The organism is Streptomyces sp. NPDC091272 (assembly GCF_044757485.1).
Taxonomy (GTDB): Bacteria; Actinomycetota; Actinomycetes; order Streptomycetales; family Streptomycetaceae; genus Streptomyces.
The window spans coordinates 294208-315254 of record NZ_JBIVVC010000008.1; the positions used below are offsets into that span (position 1 = coordinate 294208).

Annotated in this window: 19 protein-coding genes and 1 pseudogene; 7 read left to right on the top strand and 13 right to left on the bottom strand. The window is 72.6% G+C overall.

From position 1 onward, the window contains the following. Positions 1–2: 2 nt before the first annotated feature. Positions 3–1532, bottom strand: coding sequence for an ATP-dependent DNA ligase (locus ACIQM4_RS23570; protein ID WP_401594877.1), 1530 nt, complete (start codon positions 1530–1532; stop codon positions 3–5). A 215-nt stretch (positions 1533–1747) separates the two neighbouring features. Here ACIQM4_RS23570 and ACIQM4_RS23575 point away from each other — a divergent pair, with 215 nt between their 5' ends. Beyond that, the gene (locus tag ACIQM4_RS23575; RefSeq protein ID WP_401594880.1) at positions 1748–2188 is read left to right on the top strand and encodes an SRPBCC family protein; all 441 of its coding nucleotides are present in this window, start codon (positions 1748–1750) and stop codon (positions 2186–2188) included. Positions 2189–2401: 213 nt separating this feature from the next. On the opposite strand, the gene ACIQM4_RS23580 is transcribed toward ACIQM4_RS23575, so the two are convergent. Continuing rightward, positions 2402–4018, bottom strand: coding sequence for an acyl-CoA synthetase (locus tag ACIQM4_RS23580; protein ID WP_401594883.1), 1617 nt, complete (start codon positions 4016–4018; stop codon positions 2402–2404). A 188-nt stretch (positions 4019–4206) separates the two neighbouring features. On the opposite strand from ACIQM4_RS23580, the gene ACIQM4_RS23585 reads away from it, so the two are divergent. The 4 genes from ACIQM4_RS23585 to ACIQM4_RS23600 all read left to right on the top strand — a co-directional run bounded on the left by ACIQM4_RS23585 (position 4207) and on the right by ACIQM4_RS23600 (position 8627). Then, positions 4207–5043: a crotonase/enoyl-CoA hydratase family protein gene (locus ACIQM4_RS23585; RefSeq protein ID WP_401594886.1), complete on the top strand. Its 837-nt coding sequence runs from the start codon at positions 4207–4209 to the stop codon at positions 5041–5043. A gap of 354 nt (positions 5044–5397) precedes the next feature. Next, the gene (locus ACIQM4_RS23590) at positions 5398–6375 is read left to right on the top strand and encodes a Zn-ribbon domain-containing OB-fold protein (RefSeq protein ID WP_401594889.1); all 978 of its coding nucleotides are present in this window, start codon (positions 5398–5400) and stop codon (positions 6373–6375) included. A gap of 1 nt (position 6376) precedes the next feature. Next, the gene (locus tag ACIQM4_RS23595) at positions 6377–7453 is read left to right on the top strand and encodes a thiolase domain-containing protein (RefSeq protein WP_401594892.1); all 1077 of its coding nucleotides are present in this window, start codon (positions 6377–6379) and stop codon (positions 7451–7453) included. Beyond that, positions 7446–8627, top strand: coding sequence for a thiolase domain-containing protein (locus ACIQM4_RS23600; RefSeq protein WP_401594895.1), 1182 nt, complete (start codon positions 7446–7448; stop codon positions 8625–8627). The genes ACIQM4_RS23595 and ACIQM4_RS23600 overlap by 8 nt, the downstream gene beginning before the upstream one ends. Positions 8628–8728: 101 nt before the next feature. On the opposite strand, the gene ACIQM4_RS23605 is transcribed toward ACIQM4_RS23600, so the two are convergent. From ACIQM4_RS23605 to ACIQM4_RS23615, 3 genes are read right to left on the bottom strand one after another with little or no spacing between them, the layout of a single operon-like run. Beyond that, positions 8729–9160 carry an SHOCT-like domain-containing protein gene (locus ACIQM4_RS23605; RefSeq protein WP_401594898.1) on the bottom strand — a complete coding sequence of 144 codons (432 nt, stop codon included), beginning with the start codon at positions 9158–9160 and terminating at the stop codon, positions 8729–8731. A gap of 41 nt (positions 9161–9201) precedes the next feature. After that, a complete protein-coding gene (locus ACIQM4_RS23610) occupies positions 9202–9462 on the bottom strand; it encodes a hypothetical protein (protein WP_401594901.1) in 261 nt (86 codons plus the stop codon). Further along, positions 9459–9824 carry a DUF2089 domain-containing protein gene (locus tag ACIQM4_RS23615; RefSeq protein WP_401594904.1) on the bottom strand — a complete coding sequence of 122 codons (366 nt, stop codon included), beginning with the start codon at positions 9822–9824 and terminating at the stop codon, positions 9459–9461. Before ACIQM4_RS23615 ends, ACIQM4_RS23610 begins: the two co-directional genes overlap by 4 nt. A gap of 191 nt (positions 9825–10015) precedes the next feature. Here ACIQM4_RS23615 and ACIQM4_RS23620 point away from each other — a divergent pair, with 191 nt between their 5' ends. Then, complete coding sequence (locus ACIQM4_RS23620) at positions 10016–10252, top strand: DUF397 domain-containing protein (RefSeq protein WP_401594906.1); 237 nt, start codon at positions 10016–10018, stop codon at positions 10250–10252. Between the two features lie 127 nt (positions 10253–10379). Further along, complete coding sequence (locus ACIQM4_RS23625; protein ID WP_401594909.1) at positions 10380–10901, top strand: DUF664 domain-containing protein; 522 nt, start codon at positions 10380–10382, stop codon at positions 10899–10901. Positions 10902–10913: 12 nt separating this feature from the next. Here ACIQM4_RS23625 and ACIQM4_RS23630 read toward each other — a convergent pair whose 3' ends face one another. The 8 genes and pseudogenes from ACIQM4_RS23630 to ACIQM4_RS23665 form a co-directional block, all read right to left on the bottom strand. After that, on the bottom strand, positions 10914–11852 hold the full coding sequence (locus ACIQM4_RS23630; protein WP_401595062.1) for an endo alpha-1,4 polygalactosaminidase: 939 nt from the start codon (positions 11850–11852) through the stop codon (positions 10914–10916). A gap of 74 nt (positions 11853–11926) precedes the next feature. Beyond that, positions 11927–12589, bottom strand: coding sequence for a spherulation-specific family 4 protein (locus ACIQM4_RS23635; RefSeq protein ID WP_401594911.1), 663 nt, complete (start codon positions 12587–12589; stop codon positions 11927–11929). A 290-nt stretch (positions 12590–12879) separates the two neighbouring features. Then, positions 12880–13773: pseudogene (locus tag ACIQM4_RS23640) on the bottom strand (NAD-dependent epimerase/dehydratase family protein); the annotation flags it as partial. Positions 13774–13779: 6 nt separating this feature from the next. Beyond that, positions 13780–14493 (bottom strand): NDP-sugar synthase, encoded by a 714-nt coding sequence (locus ACIQM4_RS23645; protein ID WP_401594914.1) that lies wholly within the window; start codon positions 14491–14493, stop codon positions 13780–13782. Positions 14494–14585: 92 nt separating this feature from the next. Continuing rightward, positions 14586–15587: an SDR family NAD(P)-dependent oxidoreductase gene (locus ACIQM4_RS23650; RefSeq protein WP_401594917.1), complete on the bottom strand. Its 1002-nt coding sequence runs from the start codon at positions 15585–15587 to the stop codon at positions 14586–14588. 132 nt (positions 15588–15719) lie between these two features. Further along, positions 15720–17135, bottom strand: a complete 1416-nt coding sequence (locus ACIQM4_RS23655; protein WP_401594920.1) for a hypothetical protein — start codon at positions 17133–17135, stop codon at positions 15720–15722. Further along, positions 17132–18685 carry a GT4 family glycosyltransferase PelF gene (gene pelF, locus ACIQM4_RS23660; RefSeq protein WP_401594923.1) on the bottom strand — a complete coding sequence of 518 codons (1554 nt, stop codon included), beginning with the start codon at positions 18683–18685 and terminating at the stop codon, positions 17132–17134. Before pelF ends, ACIQM4_RS23655 begins: the two co-directional genes overlap by 4 nt. A gap of 102 nt (positions 18686–18787) precedes the next feature. Continuing rightward, positions 18788–20962 carry a hypothetical protein gene (locus tag ACIQM4_RS23665; protein WP_401594925.1) on the bottom strand — a complete coding sequence of 725 codons (2175 nt, stop codon included), beginning with the start codon at positions 20960–20962 and terminating at the stop codon, positions 18788–18790. Positions 20963–21047: the final 85 nt, after the last annotated feature.

Consider the following 21047-nt stretch of genomic DNA (forward strand, 5'->3'; position numbering starts at 1 on the left):
GGTCAATCGTCCGCCCGCAGCGGCCCGGACGCGAGTACATCGGCGACCGTATCGGCGTCCGACGCACGCTTGTCCTCCCGGTAGCGCACCACCCGTGCGAACCGCAGCGTCACGCCCTCCGGGTAGCGGGTGGACCGCTGCACCCCGTCGAACGCGACCTCGACCACCAGTTCCGGCCGCACCCGCACCACGTAACCCTCCTCGGCCACCTTCAGCTGTCCCAGCCGCTCCGTCTGCCACTCCAGCATCGCGTCGGTGAGCCCCTTGAAGGTCTTGCCGAGCATGGCGAAGGAACCGTCCGGCCGCAGCGCCCCCAGATGCAGGTTCGACAGCTTGCCGGTGCGCCGTCCGTGCCCCCACTCGGCGGCGAGCACCACCAGGTCCAGGGTGTGCACCGGCTTCACCTTCAGCCAGGAGGCGCCGCGCCTGCCCGTCTGGTACGGGGCGTCCAGCGCTTTGAGCACGACTCCCTCGTGCCCCCGCTCCAGGGTCTGCGCCAGGAAGCTCTGCGCCTCCTGCACGCCGTCCTCGGCCCTGCGCACGCACTGGGGCCCCGGCACCAGGCGCTCCAACCGCAGCCGGCGCTCGCGGTAGGGCAGGTCGAGAGTGGGTTCGCCGTCGGCGGCCAGCACGTCGAAGAACACCGTGGACAGCGGCAGCGCCTCCCTGGCCGCCGCGACGTCCAGCCGGGAGCCCACCCGGCCCGCCACGTCCTGGAACGGCAGTGGCCGGCCGTCCGCCCCGAAGGCGATCACCTCGCCGTCCAGGACGAACCGGTCGCCCGCCAACCCGGCCGCCAGTTCGACGAGTTCGGGAATGCGGTCGGTGACGTCCTCCAGCGTCCTGGTGAACACCCGCACCTGGTCCCCGGCCCGGTGCACCTGGACCCGGATGCCGTCCAGCTTCTCCTCCACCGCGCACGGCCCCAGTTTGGCCAGCGCCTCGTCGAGGGTCTTGCCGGGGCTCGCGAGCATCGGCGGCACCGCCCGCCCCACCTGCAGCGTGAACCGCGCGAGCGCCTCGGGCCCCTCGGCCAGCAGTGCCCGGCCCACCGTGGTCAGCGAACCCCCCAGCATCACCGCGCGCCGCACGTCCGCGGGCGCGGCGCCCGCCGCCGTGGCCAGCCCCTCGGCGGCCAGGGCGTCCAGCGCCCCCTGACGCACCTCACCCGTGAGCAGACCGGTCAGGAAGTGCTGCTCCTCCCGCGTCGCGGCGGACATCAGCTCGTGCACGAGCCTGACCCGTTCGGTCTGCGCACCACGCCCCGCCACCGCGGCGAACGCGGTCAGCGAGGCGTCGACCGCGGCCACGGTGAGGGCCGGCTCCGCGGCGGGCGGCACGGGCTCGCGCAGCAGGTTCCAGCCGATGCCGATCCGGCCCTGCGGGAGACGCCCCGAGAGGTACGGGACGACGATCGGCACGTCCTCGGGGGCGGCGGCCCGGAACAGCTCCGCGAGCAACGCGGTCTTCTTCGAGCGCGCGGAGGTGGCGGCGACGTCCCGCGACACGCGGGCCAGGGTGTCAAGGAGCATACGGTCCATCCTGCAGCGCTTGCCGGGGAGCGGCATTTCATGCGGGGCGTGGAGGTGCCCCCGCGTGGACGCCTGCGTGGGGGCGCGGGGGCACGCCCGCGGGGACCCACGCAGCCGCGTGGAGGTGTCCTCGCGCTGACGCCCACGCGACGGACGGCGCTTCTCGCGGCGCGGTCGGAGGTTCCGCGGCCCGTTGGGTTTCGTACAGTCACCCCGTGGCCCTCTTCCGTATCGCAGCCCGCACCCCGCTCGCGCCCGCAGAGGCCTGGCGCCGGCTCACCGCCTGGGAGCGGCACGCCGCCCAGGTCCCCTTCACCCGGATCACGGTGACCACCCCGCCGCCGACCGGGCAGGGCACGCGGTTCGTCGCCCGCACCCGGCTGGGCCGGCTCGGGTTCGACGACCCGATGGAGGTGACCGCGTGGCAGGCCCCGTACCACTGCAGGCTGGAGAAGAGCGGCCGGGTGGTCCTGGGCTGGGCCGAAATCGACGTACGGGAGGATCCGGACGGCGGGGGCGGGGCGCGGGTGGCGTGGACGGAGGACCTGCGGCTGCGCGGGCTGCCCCGGATCTGCGACCCGGTGCTGGGCGCCGCGGGCCGACTGGTCTTCGGCCGGGCGATGCGCGCGCTGCTCAGGGAGCCGAAGGGCCGGTGACGCGCGGGCGGCCCCGGCTCAGGGGGTGGGGCGGCGGGTCGGTGGCGTCGCGGACCGGTGACCCGGAGGGTTCCGTCGGCCGGGAGGGTTCCCGTCGGCCGGGAGTGGTTCCCGGCCCGCCGCGCGGTCGCGCGGCTGAGACGTCCCGCCCGTTCGCCGACTACACCGCGCAGCGGCCCGCCGCGCGGTCGCGCGTCTGAGCCTTCACCCGGCTCATTCCTCCTGTGCGGCGGTGGCCTTGGCCCAGCGGTAGTCCGCCTTGCCGCTCGGTGAGCGTCGTATCCGGTCGGTGAGGACCAGCTTCCGGGGGATCTTGTAGCCCGCGAGCCGGGTCCTGCAGTGTTCCTGCACGGCCGCCAGGTCGGGCGCGGTGCCGCCGTCACGCACCTGCACCACCGCCGCCACCCGGCTGCCCCACTTGGCGTCCGGCACCCCGGCGACCAGCGCGTCGTACACCTCCGGATGTGACTTCAGCGCCTGCTCGACCTCCTCCGGGTAGACCTTCTCGCCCCCGGTGTTGATGCACTGCGATCCGCGGCCCAGCACCGTGACGATGCCCGCCTCGTCGACGGTCGCCATGTCGCCGAGCAGCACCCAGCGCTCGCCCTCGCGCTGGAAGAAGGTCTCGGCGGTCTTCTTCGGGTCGTTGTAGTAGCCGAGCGGCACGTGGCCGCGCTGGGCGAGCCGGCCGATCTCTCCGACGGCCACCGGGACGTACGTCGCCGGGTCGACCACCTTGGTGCGCTCGTTGACCTCCAGCCGAAAGCCCTTCTCCGGGCCGGAGTCGTCGGTCGCCTTGCCGTTGGAACCGGACTCGGAGGAACCGAAGTTGTTCAGCAGCAGGACGTTCGGCACCAGCTCCTGGAACTGTGCGCGCACCGTGTCCGACATGATCGCGCCGGACGAGGAGACGCTGAACAGCGAGGAGAGGTCGGTACCCTTCAGCGGCCCGTGCAAGGCGTCGACCAGCGGGCGGAGCATCGCGTCGCCCACCAGCGAGACGCTGGACACCTTCTCCCGCTCGATCGTCCGCAGGACCTCCTCCGGCACGTACTTGCGGTGGATCACCACCCGCTGGCCGTAGTTGAACGCGATGAACGAGGTGAGCGTCGAGGTGCCGTGCATCAGCGGGGGAGTGGGGAAGAAGGTGATCCCCGCGCCGCCTGCGGCCACCCGCTCGGCCAGCTCCTCCGGCCGGGACACCGGCTCCCCTGCCGGGTCGCCACCGAACAACCCGGCGAAGAACAAATCCTCCTGACGCCACATCACCCCCTTGGGCATGCCGGTGGTGCCACCCGTGTAGATGATGAAGAGGTCGTCGGCCGAACGAGGGGCGAAGCCGCGCACGGCGGGAGCGGCAGCCTCGGCGTCCGTGAACTCCACGCAGTCCAGACGGGCTGCCCCCTCGGGCGGGGTGCCCACCCGCACCAGGTGCCGCAGCTTCCCGCTGCGCGGCCGCGCCGCCGCGACCCGCTCGGTGAACTCGGCGTCAAAGACGAGCGCCGCGAGGTCGGCGTCCCGGTAGAGGTACACCAACTCCTCTTCCACATAACGGTAGTTCACATTGACCGGTACCAGCCGTGCCTTCAGGCAGGCGAGTACGGTCTGGAGGTACTCGACACCGTTGTAGAGATGCAGACCCAGATGTTCGCCCGGCTTCAGCCCCGCGCCGATCAGGTGGTGGGCGATGCGGTTCGCCGCCGCGTCGAGGTCGGAGTAGGTGAGACGGCGCTCGGCGCCCGTGCCGGGGTGGTCGATGTGCACGAGAGCCTCGCGGTCGGGGACCGCGTCGACGACCGACTCGAACAGGTCGGCAAGGTTGTACTCCACCGTTCCTCCTGAACCTCGGGTGCGGGTGCGCCAGTTGATGTGTCGGCCATCACAGCAAAGCCGGGTCCAAGTGGGAAGGGCGCGCACCGAAGAAATCTGACTGACTGTCAGAAAACTCTTGAAGTGGTGCGTGGACTCCTGCAACCTGTTCCAGGTCTGATTCCAGGCCCGACGACGGGAGGACGGTCATGGACGGTGACACTGATCCGGGTGCGGCGCCGGGTACGGAGCATCTCGCCGTGCGGCGCGAGGGAGCCACCCTGGTGCTCACCCTGAACAGGCCCGAGGCGAAGAACGCCCTGTCGCTGCCGATGCTGGTCGGGCTGTACGACGGCTGGCTGGCGGCGGACGCGGACGACTCGGTGCGGTCGGTGGTGCTGACCGGCGCGGGCGGTTCCTTCTGCGCCGGAATGGACCTCAAGGCGTTGGCCGGTACGCGGGGGATGGGCGGCGACGGCGATGTCTACCGGGACCGGATGAAGGCCGACCCCGACCTCCACTGGAAGGCGATGCTCCGCCACCACCGGCCGCGCAAACCCGTGATCGCGGCGGTGGAGGGCCACTGTGTGGCCGGCGGTACGGAGATCCTCCAGGGCACGGACATCCGGGTCGCGGGGGCATCCGCGACCTTCGGCCTGTTCGAGGTGCGGCGGGGACTCTTTCCGATCGGTGGTTCGACGGTGCGGCTGCCGCGGCAGATCGCGCGCACCCACGCCCTGGAAATGCTGCTGACGGGACGCCCCTACGGGGCCGAGGAGGCGGCGCGGATCGGCCTGATCGGCCATGTCGTCCCGGACGGGACGGCCCTGGAGAAGGCACTGGCCCTCGCGGAACAGGTCAACGCCTGCGGACCGTTGGCGGTCGAGGCGGTGAAGGCGTCGGTGTACGAGACGGCGGAGATGAGCGAGTCGGAGGGGCTGGTCGCGGAGCTGAAGCGCGGCTGGCCGATCTTCGACACGGCGGACGCGAAGGAGGGGGCACGGGCGTTCGCGGAGAAACGCCCGCCGGAGTACGGAAGGACGTAGCGGTGGCGGCCGGTGGCCGCCCGGACCACCGCCGCGGGGTGCGTTGCGCCGGGAGCGGCCGCGTGCTGCCCGCACCACTGTCGGGAGGCGAGGGGCGCGGGTGGGTCGGTCGCCGGCACGGCTGCGGGGGCGGGGCCGCCTCGCGGAGCTGCCCTCCACCCGCCCCATCCCGAAGCCGCTGCCGCCGGGCAGGGAGCGGTCGGCGCTCGACGCCGGAGGGGCCGGTCCGAGCGGCTCTGCCCCTGTGCACGTCTGCGTCACGCGTCATCAAGCACGGGGCGAGCCGGTGGGCCCAGCCCCTCCGGCCCACTGCTCGAAAGCCACCACCCACCCCAGAATCCGGAGCGTGAGCTCATGAACGCCTCTCCACCCGTCGAGACCCTCCGTGCCCCCCTCGCCGTCGAGTTTCCCTTCACGCGGTCCCTCGGCCCGGTGCAGTCCGCCTTCCTCACGGGCCTTCGCCACCGCACGGTCCTCGGTGTCAGGACCGCCGACCGTGAGGTCCTCGTACCGCCCGTCGAGTACGACCCCCGCACCGCCGACGAGATCCGGGACCTCGTCGAGGTCGCGGCCACCGGGACCGTGACCACCTGGGCGTGGAACCCGTCCCCCCGAAGGTTCCAGCCGCTGGACACCCCCTTCGCCTGGGTGCTCGTCCGGCTAGACGGCGCCGACACCGCCCTGCTGCACGCCCTGGACGCCCCCGGGCCCGACCACGTCCGCACCGGTATGCGGGTCCGGATCCGGTGGGCCGAGGAACGCACCGGCGCCATCACCGACATCGCGTGCTTCGAACCGGACGAGGGCGACCGGCCCCAGCAAGGCGGCCAGGATGCTCAAGTCGCGCCGCACGAGGGCCGGTTCGACGACATGGTGACCCTGCTGACCGTCCCCGCCCGCCTCGACTACACCTACACACCGGGCCGCGCCCCGACCGACTACCTGACCGCGCTCGCCGATCACCGCACCGTCGGCGAGCGGTGCCCGGCCTGCCGCAAGGTGTACGTGCCGCCGCGCGGCGCCTGCCCCACCTGCGGGGTCGCCACCGCCGAACAGGTGGAGGTCGGGCCGCGCGGCACCGTCACGACATTCTGCATCGTCAACATCAAGGCGAAGAACCTGGACATCGAGGTTCCCTACGTCTACGCGCACATCGCACTCGACGGCGCCGACCTCGCTCTGCACGGCCGCATCGCCGGCATCCCCTACGACCAGGTCCGGATGGGCCTGCGGGTCGAACCGGTGTGGTCCGAGGGTGGCCGCTACCCCGACCACTACCGGCCCACCGACGAGCCGGACGCCGACTACGACGTGTACAAGGAGCTGATCTGACATGGCCCCCACCCCCGCGCGGCGGCCCGTACGGGACGTCGCCGTCGTCGCCTTCGCGCAGACCGGCCACCGGCGCCGCACGGACGACGTCTCCGAGGTGGAGATGCTGATGCCCGTGCTGCACCAGGTGCTCGCCGAAACCGGCTTGCGGACCAGCGACATCGGCTTCACCTGCTCCGGCTCCAGCGACTACCTGGCCGGCCGGGCGTTCTCGTTCACCATGGCGCTGGACGGCGTCGGTGCCTGGCCGCCGATCTCCGAGTCGCACGTCGAGATGGACGGCGCCTGGGCGCTGTACGAGGCCTGGGTGAAGATCCTCACCGGCGAGGCGGACACCGCTCTGGTCTACGCGCACGGCAAGTCGTCACCGGGCGACGTCCGTGACGTACTGACCCGCCAGCTCGACCCGTACTACGTCGCACCGCTCTGGCCGGACTCCGTCTCGCTCGCCGCGCTCCAGGCCCAGGCGCTGCTCGACGCGGGCGACACGGACGAGCCCGCACTCGCCGCGGTCGCCGCCCGTAGCCGGGCCGACGCGAGCTCCAACCCGCACGCACAGCTCAAGGGTGACGTTCCGTCAGGCGAGTATCTGGTGCATCCGCTGCGGTCCGGTGACTGTCCGCCGATCGGCGACGGGGCCGCCGCGGTGATCCTCGCCGCCGGGGACCGGGCCCGCGAGCTGTGCACGCGGCCCGCCTGGATCCGGGGGATGGACCACCGCATCGAGGCGCACTCCCTGGGCGTGCGCGACCTCACCGACTCACCGTCCGCCCGACTGGCCGCCGAACGGGCCGGAGCCTACGAAAGCCCGGTGGACACCGCGGAGTTGCACGCGCCCTTCACCTCCCAGGAGGTCGTCCTGCGCAAGGCGCTGCACCTGGGGGCCGACGTCGTGGTCAACCCGTCGGGCGGTGCGCTCGCCGCCAACCCGATGATGGTCGCGGGGCTCATCAGGATCGGCGAGGCGGCCGCCCGGATCCAGCGGGGCGAGTCCGACCGGGCTCTGGCACACGCCACGTCCGGCCCCTGTCTGCAGCAGAACCTCGTAGCGGTCCTGGAGGGGGAAGCCAGTGAGTAGCACCTCGTACGGCAAGGAGCCCGTGGCGGTCGTCGGCATCGGCCAGACCCACCACGTCTCCGCCCGCCACGACGTCTCCATCGCGGGCCTCGTCCGTGAGGCCGCCCAAAGCGCTCTGGCCGACGCCCAGTTGACCTGGCAGGACATCGACGCGGTCGTCATCGGAAAGGCCCCCGACTTCTTCGAGGGCGTCATGATGCCGGAGCTCTACCTCGCCGACGCGCTCGGCGCGGTCGGCAAACCCATGCTCCGCGTCCACACGGCGGGCTCCGTCGGCGGATCCACCGCCCTCGTGGCGGCCAACCTGATCGCCGCCCGCGTGCACGGCACCGTACTCACCCTGGCCTTCGAGAAGCAGTCCGAGTCCAACGCCATGTGGGGCCTCTCCCTCCCCGTCCCCTTCCAGCAGCCCCTGCTGGCAGGAGCCGGCGGTTTCTTCGCGCCGCACGTTCGCGCGTACATGCGCCGCACCGGCGCCCCCGACTCCATCGGCTCCCTCGTCGCGTACAAGGACCGGCGCAACGCCCTCAAGAACCCGTACGCCCACCTCAAGGACCCCACCCTCACCCTGGAGAAGGTGCAGGCGGCCCCGATGCTCTGGGACCCGGTCCGCTACTCCGAGACCTGCCCGTCCTCCGACGGCGCGTGTGCCATGGTCCTCACCGACAGGGAGGGCGCCTCCCGCGCCCCGCACCCGCCCGCCTGGGTGCACGGCGGCGCCATGCGCAGCGAGCCCACCCTCTTCGCCGGCAAGGACTTCGTCTCCCCGCAGGCCGGCAAGGACTGCGCGGCCGACGTCTACCACCAGGCGGGCATCACCGACCCGCGCCGGGAGATCGACGTGGCCGAGATATACGTGCCGTTCTCCTGGTACGAACCCATGTGGCTGGAGAACCTGGGCTTCGCCGGCGAGGGGGAAGGCTGGAAACTCACCGAGTCCGGAGTCACCGAGATCGAGGGCGACCTCCCCGTCAACCCCTCGGGCGGCGTCCTGTCCAGCAACCCCATCGGCGCCTCCGGCATGATCCGGTTCGCCGAGGCCGCCCTCCAGGTCCGCGGCCGGGCCGGCGAGCACCAGATCGACGGTGCCCGTACGGCCCTCGGCCACGCTTACGGCGGCGGGTCCCAGTTCTTCGCGATGTGGGTGGTGGGGTCGCAGCGGCCGGACGCGTGAGCGCGGCGGGCGCGGGTCGAGGGAAGCGGCCCGTGCCCGGGTTCCCCGGCTGCTTCGGGTCGCGGTCGAACTGGTCCGTGGTCCGGCGCCGGCCGGTGGAGTCACTCGCAGAAGATCTGCACCTTGGAGGTGGGGTCCTCCACGTCGACGATGACGTCGTCGAGGTGCTCGATGAGTTCCTCAAGGTGCTGCGGCTTGAGCTCGGTGAGGTCGATCGGTACGCCCGACCTGGCCAGCTCCGTATTGACCTTGGTCATTGCCTGCGGCGGGAGGAGGCTGGTGAGCCGGACCCCGGCGCGCAGCAACTGGAGCGGAACCCGGATGTTGACCCGGCTCGCTCCGTCGGAGCCCGGGTCGTCCGACGAGTCCACGACCACCCGCAAGTACTTGGGCCGTGACTTCGAGCGGGGCGCGGCCGTCGTCGGGGGAGCGGGCTGCTCCCTTTCGAGGACGGCGAGCAGTCGCTCGGCCTCGTCCGCGGTGACCTTGCCATCGGCCAGCATCTGCAGGACCTGACGACGTTGCTCGTTCATGGGGAGCTCCTTGTTGTTCTCGCTCTTGTGACTGCTCTGTCTCATATGACGTTCACCGAGAAGACCGTCCGGCCGTCCGCCAGCTCGAACCGGGTGCCGGGCAGCGCCCACATCACACGCAGGCCTCCGCGCAGGGCGCCCAGCGGACTGATCCTGAAGACGACGCACGCGACCAGACCCGCCGACACGGCGAGCAGCAGCAACGGCGACAGCACCAGCAGGACCGGGAGCACCGGCACGAACAGCCGGCGTCGACGGCCGTCCGAACGGCGGTAGCGCACCGTCACCAGTTGCGGGATCACCGCCGGCCCTCCAGCTCTGCCAGCGCTTCCTCGGCGCTGATGTCCCCCCGCCGCAGGCGGTCGACCACCTCGGCGGCGCCGGTGGGGGCGGGGTCGGTGTCCACGAAGTCGAGCTCGTCCGCGATCCGCTTGAGCCGGGACTTGACCGTCGGGTAGCTCACCCCGAAGGTCCGCTCCATCTCCTTGATCGACCCGTGCGACCTGACGAACGCGGCCACGAAGACCTGGTCGTCGATGCTCAGCTGCGCCAGCTGCGGCGGCTCGAACTGCCCCTCGATCGCGATCCCGCTGCCCGCCAGCCGGACCCGCTCGACCATGAACGGCTGTCCCTGTGTCAGGTCCGTCAGTTCCTGCCAGTCCACCCTCGGCTCCTTACTCTCGATGACGAGCCCGTGGTTCATTTCTACCTTGAGATTCTTAAGATGACAACGAGCAGAACTTAATTTTCTCAAGTTCTACCTTGAATGCCTGGCCTCTCGGTCCGTGGCCTGTCGGTCACCCGGTGCGATCGCTACTGTGGCTCACGGATGACGACGAACGGGAGGAGCGCGACGTGGCGACAAGCACGCAGCAGGGGCTGGTGGGCGCGGCCAGGCCGGAACTCGATCTGAGCGGGGCCGACTGGCAGTCCGGCAGCAAGGGGGCGGGCGACGTGCAGATCGCCTTCGTGGAGGGGTTCATCGCCATGCGCAACGGGGCGGTGCCCGGCAGCCCGTCCCTGATCTTCAACCCGGCGGAGTGGCGGGCCTTCGTGGTCAACGCGAGTCATGGAGCGTTCGACCTCACCTGACGGTCCCCGCGGCAGCTCGATCCGCCCGGTGGGCCGCAGGACAGGCCCGGTGGTCCGATTCGTCCGATGATGAGGGGGAAGAGGGGCGGGGACCGGGGGAAGCAGCCGCACACACCTGGAGGTCACCATGCGCAGCAGTGACGTACTCGTCGAGGGTTACGGAAGGATCAAGGAAGAGGTCCGTGCGGCCGTCGAGGGACTGTCGGCGGACGAGCTGTCCCGGCAGGTGCCGGAGGGAGCCAACACCCTCGGATGGCTCGTCTGGCACCTCGCCCGCGTCCAGGACGACCACATCAGCGACGTCGCCGGCCGCGAGCAGGCCTGGACCGAGGACGGCTGGGCCGAACGCCTCGGGCTGCCGGTCGCCAACTCCGACACCGGGTACGGGCACACCGCGCAGCAGATGGCTTCCGTACGGGTGGCCTCGGCGGCCGACCTCCTCGGTTACTACGACGCCGTGCACGAACGGACCCTCGCCTTCCTCTCGGCCACCGGCGACGAGGACCTCGACCGTGTCGTCGACAAGGAGTGGGACCCGCCGGTGACGCTCGGCGCCCGCCTGATCAGCGTTCTCGCCGACGACCTCCAGCACGTGGGTCAGGCCGCGTTCGTACGGGGGTCGCTGCGCCGGGGCGAGGGGAGCGGCTGAGCGCACCTGCGCTCAGCACGGCCCGCGCCACGGGTCGAGTTCGAGGTTCTTGCGCATGGAGGAGAGGCCGAGGCGACGGCTCTGTGCGCAGAACTCCCCGTTGGCCAGGTCGTACTCCACGTGGAAGACGGCCTTGCCCGCGGTGACGAACGGACGCAGCGCGGCGCACTCGTCGAACTCCGCGCACTGCTCGTTGACCGCGAAGTCGAAGTACCGCACCAGCTCCGGGATTTGCGGCAGGTCGTTCTTGAGGCCGACGGCCAGCCCCTTCGTGCGGGCGAGCGAGGACAGCATCTTGTTGTACGCGAGCTGGTGGGCGGCGGTGAGCGGGAAGCCGGTGTCGTGGAGATAGGCGTCCATCAGATCGGGCTCGACGGCGTCGAAGCCCTTGCGCCTGCACATCTCGAACCGCCGGTCCATCAGCGGTCGCAGGACGTCCAGCCGCCGGATGTCCAGCCAGCGCTCGCCGTCCCAGCCGTTCGGGCCGCCACGGACCGAGGCGGGGAAGTCGTCGCGGTCGGGCCGGAAGTCCTCCCAGGCCCCCGCGTTGATGTAGCAGATGACCTTGCGGCCGTCCGCGTGCAGCCGGGCCACGTCGGCCGCGGAGTTCTCGAAACCGTCGATGTCGTACACGGGGACGTCGGTACGGGGGTCCACCCGGCCGTCGAGCTGCCACTGCCAGGCGGTGCCGGGGCGCGGCTGCCAGATCCGCCGCACGGGTGGTGCGGGGGCAGGAGCCGTGGCAGGCCTCCGGGGTGGTGCGGAGGACCGTTGGGGCGACGGCGGGAGGGACTTGGACGGTGGCGCCGTGCGCGGCGGGGTGGCCGCCGACGAGGGCCGAGGCGCGGCCGTGGCGGTGCCCGCGGCGCCGGGGCCCCCGGCGGTGGGTGCGGCGCGCGGTCCGGGTGCCGGCGAGGAGCAGCCGCCGAGGAACAGCAGCAGCGCGCACACCCCCGCCAGCAACGCCGAAAGGGCGGCGGTCGGTCGAGGAGCGGCCCGGCCGGCCGTTTTTCGCGGGGAGGCGGTCACGGGGAAGGCTCCAGCAGTTCGGGTGGCAGGGCCGACCAGGGGTTGGGGAGTTCGCCGCCGACCGCGCAGCACACCGCCGCCCCCCGGTCGAGCGCGGTCCGCACCGCGACGGGAGACATCGCCCGCGGGACGCCGTACACCAGATGGCAGAAGCGCTCCGGGGGGAAGCGGGTGGTCCATCTGGGCCGGTCGAACGGCGCGACGTAACTCGTCCAGTGCCCCTCGAACGTGACGATCAGGTCGGCGAGGCGGGCGTAGCCGGGAGCCGGGTGGGCCCCCGGGTTGAGGACCACGGTCCGCGCACCCGTCCGGCGCGCGGCCCGGACGGTCCTGCGGCAGTGCGGCAGCGCGGACCGCTCGGCAGGGGCCCGGTCGAAGAACCACCCGTCCACCGAGAACCAGGACCGGTGCCGCTCCAGGTCGGCCGCCACCTCGCTCTCGGGACGCTCGCCGTAGTCCAGGTCGACGTAACCGAGTACGGGAACTCCCGCCGCACGAAGGCCTCGTGAGGCCTCCGCGAAGGCGGGGTCCGCGAGCTCGCCCGGCCCGTCCGCGGCGTTCAGGACGACACCGTGGACCCGGTCGGCGGCGGCCAGGGCCAGCCGCCACGGCTCCGGGTCGACGGCCGGGTGCGTGTAGAGCGGCAGCAGTACGCTCACCGCGCGGCATCCTGGCGCGGCTGCGGGTCCTGATACCCCGGCGCGGCGGGGGTGGCCGGGCCCCCGGTGACGACCGGGTTCCGAGGACCCGCGGGCCCGCCGGCGGACGCCCACTGCGCCGGAGCGGGCACGAGAACACGCCCGGTCTCCCCGACGACCGTCCCCGTCTCCCCGACGACCGTCCCCGTCTCCCCGAGGACCGTCCCCGTCTCCCCGTGGACCGCTCGCGCGCCCCGCGGGGCCGCCCGAGCCTCACCAGGAGCAGCCCCGGCGCCCCCGTGGGCCAGCCCGGAGCCTCCTACCGCCTCCCACAGTGCCCGTACCGAGTCCCGCAGTACGTACGCGGGCCGCCAGCCCAGTGCGTGGTCCGCCGCCTCGATGTCGGAGCACTGCCACGACACGTCGGCGGACCGTGCCGAGCCCGACCCGGCGCTCTCCTCGACCCGGCCGCGGAATCCGGCGGCCAGGACCAGGCCCGTCACCAGGTCTCGGACCGGGACGGCGGTACCGCAGGACACGTTCAGCACCGGTGGCAACGGGCCCGGCGCCGTCGCCGCCAGGACGACGGCGCGCGCCACGTCCCGGACATCGACGAAGTCCCGGTAGGCGGACAGGTCACCGAGCCGGACCACCTTGCCCGGGTCGTCACCCGCCTCGTGCAGCTCCCGGGCGAGACGTCCCGGCAGTCCGGCCGCGGGGGCGCCGGGGCCCACCGGGTTGCCGACCCGCAGGACGACCGCGTCGAGTCCGGACGCGGTGACGGCGAAGGTGCCGGCCAGTTTGGTGGCGCCGTAAGGGCCCGCGGGCCGCGTCGCGGCGGCCTCGGTGACCCGTACGCCGTGCGAGGTCGTCCCGTACTCGGCCGCCGAACCCAGGTGCACCAGCCGCGCCCGGGGCGCCGAGCGGCGCATGGCGGCAGCCAGTACGGCGGGCCCGCGCGCGTTCACCTCCGCGAGGGTGAGCGGGTCACCGCCCACCGCGCCCGCGCAGTTGACCACCACGTCGGGGCCGAACTCCGCCAACGCGTCCGCGAGTTCGTCCGGTGACGCGGTGGCGAGGTCGACGCGCAGCCCGGCGTCGGGGCCCCGGCCGCCGCCGAGCAGCCGGACGCCCGCGAGGGCCCCCAGCTGCCCGGCCGCGTGGGCGCCCAGGTATCCCGTGGAACCCAGGACGAGAATGCGCATCGTCTCTCAGGCTCCCTTGAGCAGCAGCGACTGGTGCGTGGTGAACTCCGCGTTCGCCCGGTCGTAGTCGTCGGGCCGCCCGATGTCGAGCCAGTAGCCCTCGAACGCGTAGGCGTGCGGCGGGTTCCGGGTCTTCAGGAGGTCGAGCACCAGCTCGTCGAAGCCCAGCGGGAGGCCCGCCGTGTAGCCGTCCAAGGTGGCACGGGACAGCCCGTACACGCCCATCGACACCCGGTAGTCCACGCTCGGCTTCTCGGTGAACGCGACCACCTTGGAGGCGTCCGTGGTCAGCACGCCGAAGTCGATGCGCACCTGGCGGGCGTAGGTGGCGATCGTCAGGGGCGCCTGGGAGGCGCGGTGCCGGCGCAGCACGTCGGCGTAGTCGAGGTCGGTGAGGATGTCGCCGTTCATCACGAGGAACGACTCCGGCAGCCGGTCACGCAGGTTGAGCAGCGGGCCGATGGTGCCGAGCGGGCTCTCCTCCGTGGCGTAGTCGATCCGCATGCCCCAGCGCTCCCCGTCGCCGACGTAGGCGCGGATGATGTGGCCGAGATGGCCGATGGCCAGGGTGCAGCTGGTGAACCCGGCCGACGACAGCTGCCGGAGCACGATCTCCAGAATGGCGTGCTGGTCACCGATCGGTACCAGCGGCTTGGGAAGTGCGGTGGTGTACGGCCGGAGCCGGACGCCCTTGCCTCCGGCGAGTATCACAGCGTGCATGGGAGTCTCCCTTGGTACGACTGGCGGAATGAGCGGGGCTGCGCGTGGGGGAGTTGATGACGGGCGGATGCGTGTCCCTGGGGGGTGGGAAGTCAGATGTTGTAGATGTCGGTCTTGTAGCGGGCCAGGTTGGCCGGGTCGCGGAAGAACTCGACGGTCGCCGCCAGCCCCTGCTCCAGGTCGTGGGCGGGGGTCCAGCCGGTGGCGGCAGTCAGCCGGGACGCGTCCGCGACCAGCCGCATCACCTCGGAGTTCGCCGGGCGGATGCGCTGCTCGTCCTCGCGGACGTCCAGGTCTGCCTCCATCACCTTGCCGATGAGCCGCACCAGGTCGCCCACCGAGATCTCCCCGCCCGTACCGGCGTTGAAGGTGCGGCCCACGACGTCGTCGGCAGGAGCCGTGCCCACCGCGAGGAACGCCTGCGCCGTGTCCCGTACGAAGGTGAAGTCGCGGGTCGGGCGCAGGTCGCCGAGGGTGATCGTCCGTGAGCCCGCCGCCACCTGGCCGATGACGGTCGGGATGACCGCCCGCATCGACTGCCGGGGACCGAAGGTGTTGAACGGCCGCAGGGTCACCACGGGAGTGGCGAAACTCGCGTAGTAGCTGTCCGCCAGCCGGTCGCCCCCCGCCTTCGAAGCGGCGTAAGGGGACTGGGTGTTGATCGGGTGGTCCTCGGTGATCGGCACGGTCCGTGCGGTGCCGTACGTCTCGCTGGTGGAGGTGTGCACCAGCCGCGGGGTGCCCAACGCCCGTACCGCCTCAAGGACGTTGAGGGTGCCGGTGACGTTGGTGTCCACATAGCTGTGCGGCGCCTGGTAGGAGTAGGGGATCGCGATGAGCGCCGCCAGGTGGTAGACGGCGTCGGCGCCCTCGGCCAGCGCCCGGACCGACCCGGGGTCGCGGACGTCGCCGAGCACGATCTCCACCTGGTCGAGGACGTCGGCGGGCAGCGTCTCCAGCCAGCCGTACGACGAGAAGGAGTTGTACTGGGCCATGGCGCGCACCCTGAAGCCGGCGGCGACCAGGGCCTCGGTCAGATGGGAACCGATGAAGCCCTCGGCCCCGGTGACGGCGGCGAGCGGTGAGGTGGTCAACGTGTGCGTCCTTTGCGGAAGTGGATCGAAGTGGGAGTGGCGTGGACGGAGCGGGGGAGGGGAGCCGTCCGGGCCCCGGGCAGGGGCGCGGAGCAGCAGGGACGACAGAGAGGGGTGCGGGCGCGGGCCGTCTCAGGCGTGCGCCGTCGGCCGGCCGAGCAGGGCGACACAACAGATCAGCAGGGCCACCGCGGCCGTGCCGCAGCACAGCAGCGGTACGAACGGACCCGGTGGCGGGCCTGGCAGGCCCGCGCTCGCCGCCCAGGCCGCACCGCCGACCCCCGCCGCCGCGACGGCACAGATCGCGGCGGGCAGCCAGGCGATGCCGAAGGCCTGCAGCAGCAACGCCGTCCACAGCACCGCGCCAAGTGCGAGCAGCGGCGCGACCTCGGCCCCGGTCAGCAGCGCCGTCGGAACCAGCGGCAGCAGATAACCGAGCAGACACCCGCCCAGCACCCCCGCCGACCGCAGCCGGAACCCGGCCGGGGTCGCCGCCCTGCGGAGCGCCGCCACGGACAGCCCCCGGTAACGGAAGAGCAGCCACTCGGCGGGACCCATGCTGAGGGTGAGCGCGACCACGGCGTACGGGTGCCGCAGCCCGGCGGACATCACCAGCAGCCCCGCGGCGAGCCCGAACAGCCCGTACGGCAGCGAAGGCAGCACACCGGGCCGGACCGCGCCCGGCGCCGGGCCCTCCCGGAGCGCCGTAAGGATCGTGTACCAGGCCGCACCCACCGCCAACAGCGCGGTCAGCAGCGGCAGGACGGTCCGCACCCACGGGTCCGGGTCCCACCACGGCAGCAGCCCGGCGCCCGCGATCAGCGGCGTCAGCGTGGTGAGGAGCAGCCGCTCGCGGGCGAACACCAGCAGCACGCTCGCCGCCGCGAGATAGACCGACTGCCACACCGTGAACAGGGCGGCGGGCCCCGGGCCCACCAGTACCGCGCCCGCCCCGGCAGCCAGCACACCGCCCGCCGGAGCCCCGTACAGCAGGGTCAGACCGGCCTCCCGGCGTCCCGACGTCAGCCGCAGGTACGCCCGGTGCGCGAGACCCTGGCTCCACGCCCAGGACAGCAGCCCCGCCACGACCAGCGCGAGCACCGCCCGGTCGGTGAACCAGAGCTCCGAGGTCAACGGGTAGGCGAGGCCGGGCAGCCCGAACAGTGCGCCGCGCAGTTCACACCGCACATGGTCGGGGGCCCACGGGTCGGTCTCGGGCGCGGGCTCGGGGAAGCTGCGCGGCACCCGGGTGTAAAGGTCCTCGGCCAGCGAGAACAGGTTCGGGTGGCCGTACCTCTCCTTGATCGCGTCCGCCGTCAGCCCCTCGGACTCCAGCAGGGCCGCCACCTCGTAGGCGTGCACGGCCGGCCCGACACGGTCGGCGAGCTGCGCCGCCAGAGTGTCCACCGCGTCGTCGCTGCGCACCCGGCGGCCGGCCCCGATGCGCGGCAGCCGCAGCGCCATGGTCACCGAGGAGACGGACGCGAGCCGCAGCGTGAGGGTGTCCTCCTTACCCCGGCCCTGCTCCAGGGAGATCGGACCGCTCATCCGGCCACCTGCCTCAACCGCGCGGCCTCGGCGACGTCGCCCACCACGGCCGAGAACTGTCCCGTGGTACGGCGGGTCTCGGCGGCGGGCGCCGAGAGCGTGGCGGTGCCGTGCGCCGCCAGGTCGAGGTAGATCGCCCGGAAGGTGTCCACGGTCTGGCGCAGCGTGAACTGCTCGATCACCCGCAGCCTGGCCGCCTCGCCCATGCCCGCCCGCCGCCGCGGGTCGCGCAGCAGCTCCAGGGCGGCTGCGGCCATCGCGGACGGGTCCCGCGGCGGCACCACCAGGCCCGCGTCACCAACGGCCTCGCGCACCCCGCCCACGTCGGTGGAGACGGTGGCCCGGCCGCACGACATGGCCTCGATCAGGGTGAAGGGGAAGCCCTCGCTGATGCTGGAGAGCATCACCACGTTGCCCGCCGCGTAGGCGTCCTTGATGTCCTCGACGCGCCCCTCGAAGGTCACCGCCTCCCCGTGCCCGAGCGAGGCCGCCAGCGCCTCGCAGCGCTCCCGGTACGCCTCGCCGCCGCGCGGGGTGCCGCCGAACAGCCGTAGCGTGGCGGTCGGAAGCTGCGCCCGCACCTCGGCGAACGCCCGGATGAGCGTCTCCAGGTCCTTGATCGGGTCGACCCGTCCCGCCCAGCTGAGCGTCGGCCCGGCCGGCTCGGGCCCGGCGTGCGGGAAGGCGGCCGGGTCGACGCCGTTGTAGACGGTACGGATCAACTCCGGTGCTGCGCCGCCCTGTTCCTCCCAGAGCCGGTTGTACCGGTTGCCGGGAGTGATCAGGGCGGCCTTGCGGTACGTCTCCTCCGCCAGCAGCCGGAAGAACCCGAGCAGCACCGCCTTGACCGGCCACCGGTAGGGGGCCGTCCGGTAGCCGAGGTAGCGCTCGCGCAGGTACACCCCGTGCTCGGTCAGCAGCAGCGGAACGCCGTACTGCCGCAGCCCGGCGAGTCCGGGGAGGACCGCCACGCCGCCGCTCACCGCGTGCGAGACCCCCGTCCGCGGCGGCGGGGCCGCCAGCGGCCTGAGCGCGTGCTCCAGGAGGCCGGTGGCGGTCACCGCGTCGTGCACGGTGGGCCCGGCCTCCCTGGTGGGCAGCCCCGGCCGGTTCCACACCCCGGTGAGGATCCGGATCGCGGCGTCCGAACGGAGCGCGGGGCTCAGCATCCCGTCGCGTGCCGCGTGCGCCAGGTCGTACAGGGCGGACGCGAAACCGTCCTCGGCGCCCGGGTCGAGCAGCGCGGTGAGGAATTGTTCGTACGAGGCCAGGAGCCGTCGCAGCCGACGGCCGCGCGGCGGTGAACCGGCGGGCACCGGGCCCCACATGGGCACGGAGAGGGGCTCGCGGACGTTCGCGGGCAGCTCCCAGGCGAGGGGCTCGCGGCCGGAGCCGGTGACGGCGACGACGTCGAAACCGATGTCCGGCATTCCGGTGACCAACTGGTCGCACCAGACGCTCACACCGCCGTGACTGTGCGGATAGGTGCCTTCGGTGAGGAGAGTGACCCGCGTGGCACCTGAGTCCGGTGCGCGGTGTGGATCCAGCATGGGTGTGCTCCACGGCAGGAAAGGATGCGGAAGAGACGAGGTACGGGCCGGCCGCCGCTTCGGGGCCGGCCCCTGGGTGTCGTCGGTGGCGCGTGGCCGGGGTCAGCGCCCGCCGCGGAGGGGCACCGGCTGTGCGACACCCGGAGGAATCGGGAGGCGCGGCACCGTCTGCCGCGGCCCGAGCGGCGGTTGCTGCACGGCTGCGCCCCGTGCGGGCACGGACCGTTGTGCCGCGCCGGCGGCCAGGGCCAGCGTCACCTCGGCCTGTGCGCTGTCCGGGGCCACCCAACCGGACACCGTTCCCGCGTACGGCTGCCCGAAGGCGCCGGTGCCGGAGCTGAGCACCCTGCGGGTGCCGACGGGCATGGTGGCGGCGGCCCGCACGCCGGCCGGGGCCCGCACGGTCACGGTGTCGCCGATCCGGAAGGCGGTGACCCGGCCCGTGTCCAGGGCGGACTTCCAGAGGGCCCGGTCCCGGAGCTCCGCGCCGATCTCGCGCATCCGCAGGTTCACCAGGGGCGCGGACGCCGTGTACAGGTCGTCGTAGCGCTGGATCGTGCCGTCCAGGACGGGATAGCCGATCCGGTCCTCGGCGAGGTTGGACTGGTGGATGAAGTGCGGGCGCGGGTCGTTGCCCAGCACATGGCTCATCGTGGTGCTGATCTCCTGCGGCACGATGTGCTGCGCGAAGCCGGTCGCGGCGTCCAGCGGCGCGGGCAGACAGGTGGTCGAGGGGAGGTCCTCGCAGAGCCCGCTGCCGCCCTGGGCCCGGCCGGTGTAGATCCAGTTGTACTCGTCGACCTGTTCGGCGGTCCGGCCCGCGTTGTAGAAGATGTTGACCGGGTGGCGCGAGACGGTGCGGGCCGGGCCGACCTCACGCTGCTGCGGCTCGCGGGAGCTGTCCGAGCCGAGCCACTCGACGCCGTTCGCGGCGAGGGCCGGGGCGAGGTTGGGGTTGTCCTCGGGCTGCTGCGGCGAGATCTTCAGTCCGGAGTGCTCACCCGTCACCAACTCGTCGTGCGACAAAGGAAGTCGCTGGGCGATCCCCCACAGCCTGTTGTCGGCTATCTGCCGGGATATCTCGGCCTGGCCCATGTACTTGACCGAGCCGTCCTGGTTCTTCGCGCACTTCCACGGAATGACGGACACGTCCTGCGCGCAGCCGAGATAGGGGTGGTCGTAGGTGTGGTTGAGCCAGCGGAACTCGTCGCGCCGTGCGCCGAAGGCGTCGGCGAGGGGGTCCGCGCCGTTGTTGTTCTCCCGGTGTTCGACGCTGCCGCCGCCGTTGAACGCGAGGTCCAGGGTGAAGCCGCGCGAGCGTGACCAGTCGGCGGCGTGCCGGACGTCGTCCGCCGTCATCCGGATGGGGTTCGCCTCGCCCTGCCCCGGCGGGCAGTCCACGTCGCCGGGGGTGCAGTTGAGACGGGCGTCCCACCGGTCGTCCGCGGCGAACACGTCGTCGACGTGCACCGCGAAGTAGTTGCGGGCCGCCCCGAGCCGGACGCCCTGGGTCATCCAGTCGACGATGCCGCGCGCCAGCAGCCGGAACTGCTGCTGGTACCGGTTGTAGGCGAAGGTGACGACCAGCTCGCGGCGTCCGTCGTGCCGGTACTCACCGACGAGACTGCCCGTGCCCGCGCCGCCGGGGATCGGCGCCTGGACGTAGGTGGTGAAGTCCGCGCCGGGAGCCGGCTCGGCGAGGAACGCGTAACTCTCACCCACAGCCGGTGAGTTGTCCTCGAACGGCACGGCGCCTTCGAGATAGCCGAAGGGCCCGCCGCGGCCGGCTGCGGTCACCTCGGCACGCACCCCGTCCACGGAGCCGCTGTAGGCGGGCACCTGGAGGCCCACCTGGGGACGGGCGTAGGTGTACGCGTTGACCCGGGGCACCCCGTAGAGCCTCTCGTACGCGACGAGGGCGGCCTGCTCCCCCGAACCGGCCGGGAACGGGTCGTCGTTCGGGGCCACGACCGCCTGGTACCTGGCCCGTGGCCGGCCGTCCACGGTGTCGGCGAGGAACGCGGCGTCGATCACGGGCCGCCCCCCGGCGGCGAGCTCGACCCGGGTGAACGGGGTACCCGCGGCCTCCAGTTCGGCGGCGACGGCAGCCGTCGCGGGCCCTCCGTCGTCGATCACGAGCACCCGGAGGTCGATCCGCGGCGTCTGCTCGGCCGCCACGGGCACGGACGCCGTTGCCGGGGTCCCCGCCGCGGGCAGCCCCAGTGCCAGTGCGAGTACGCCGGCGCCGAGGGCGCCATGACGTCTGATCCGCTTCATGCGGTGTGCTTCCCTCCCGAACGGACCGCGCGGCACTGTCGCCCGGCGGCCCCCACCCCCCACACGGCGGCGCCACCCCTGGAAA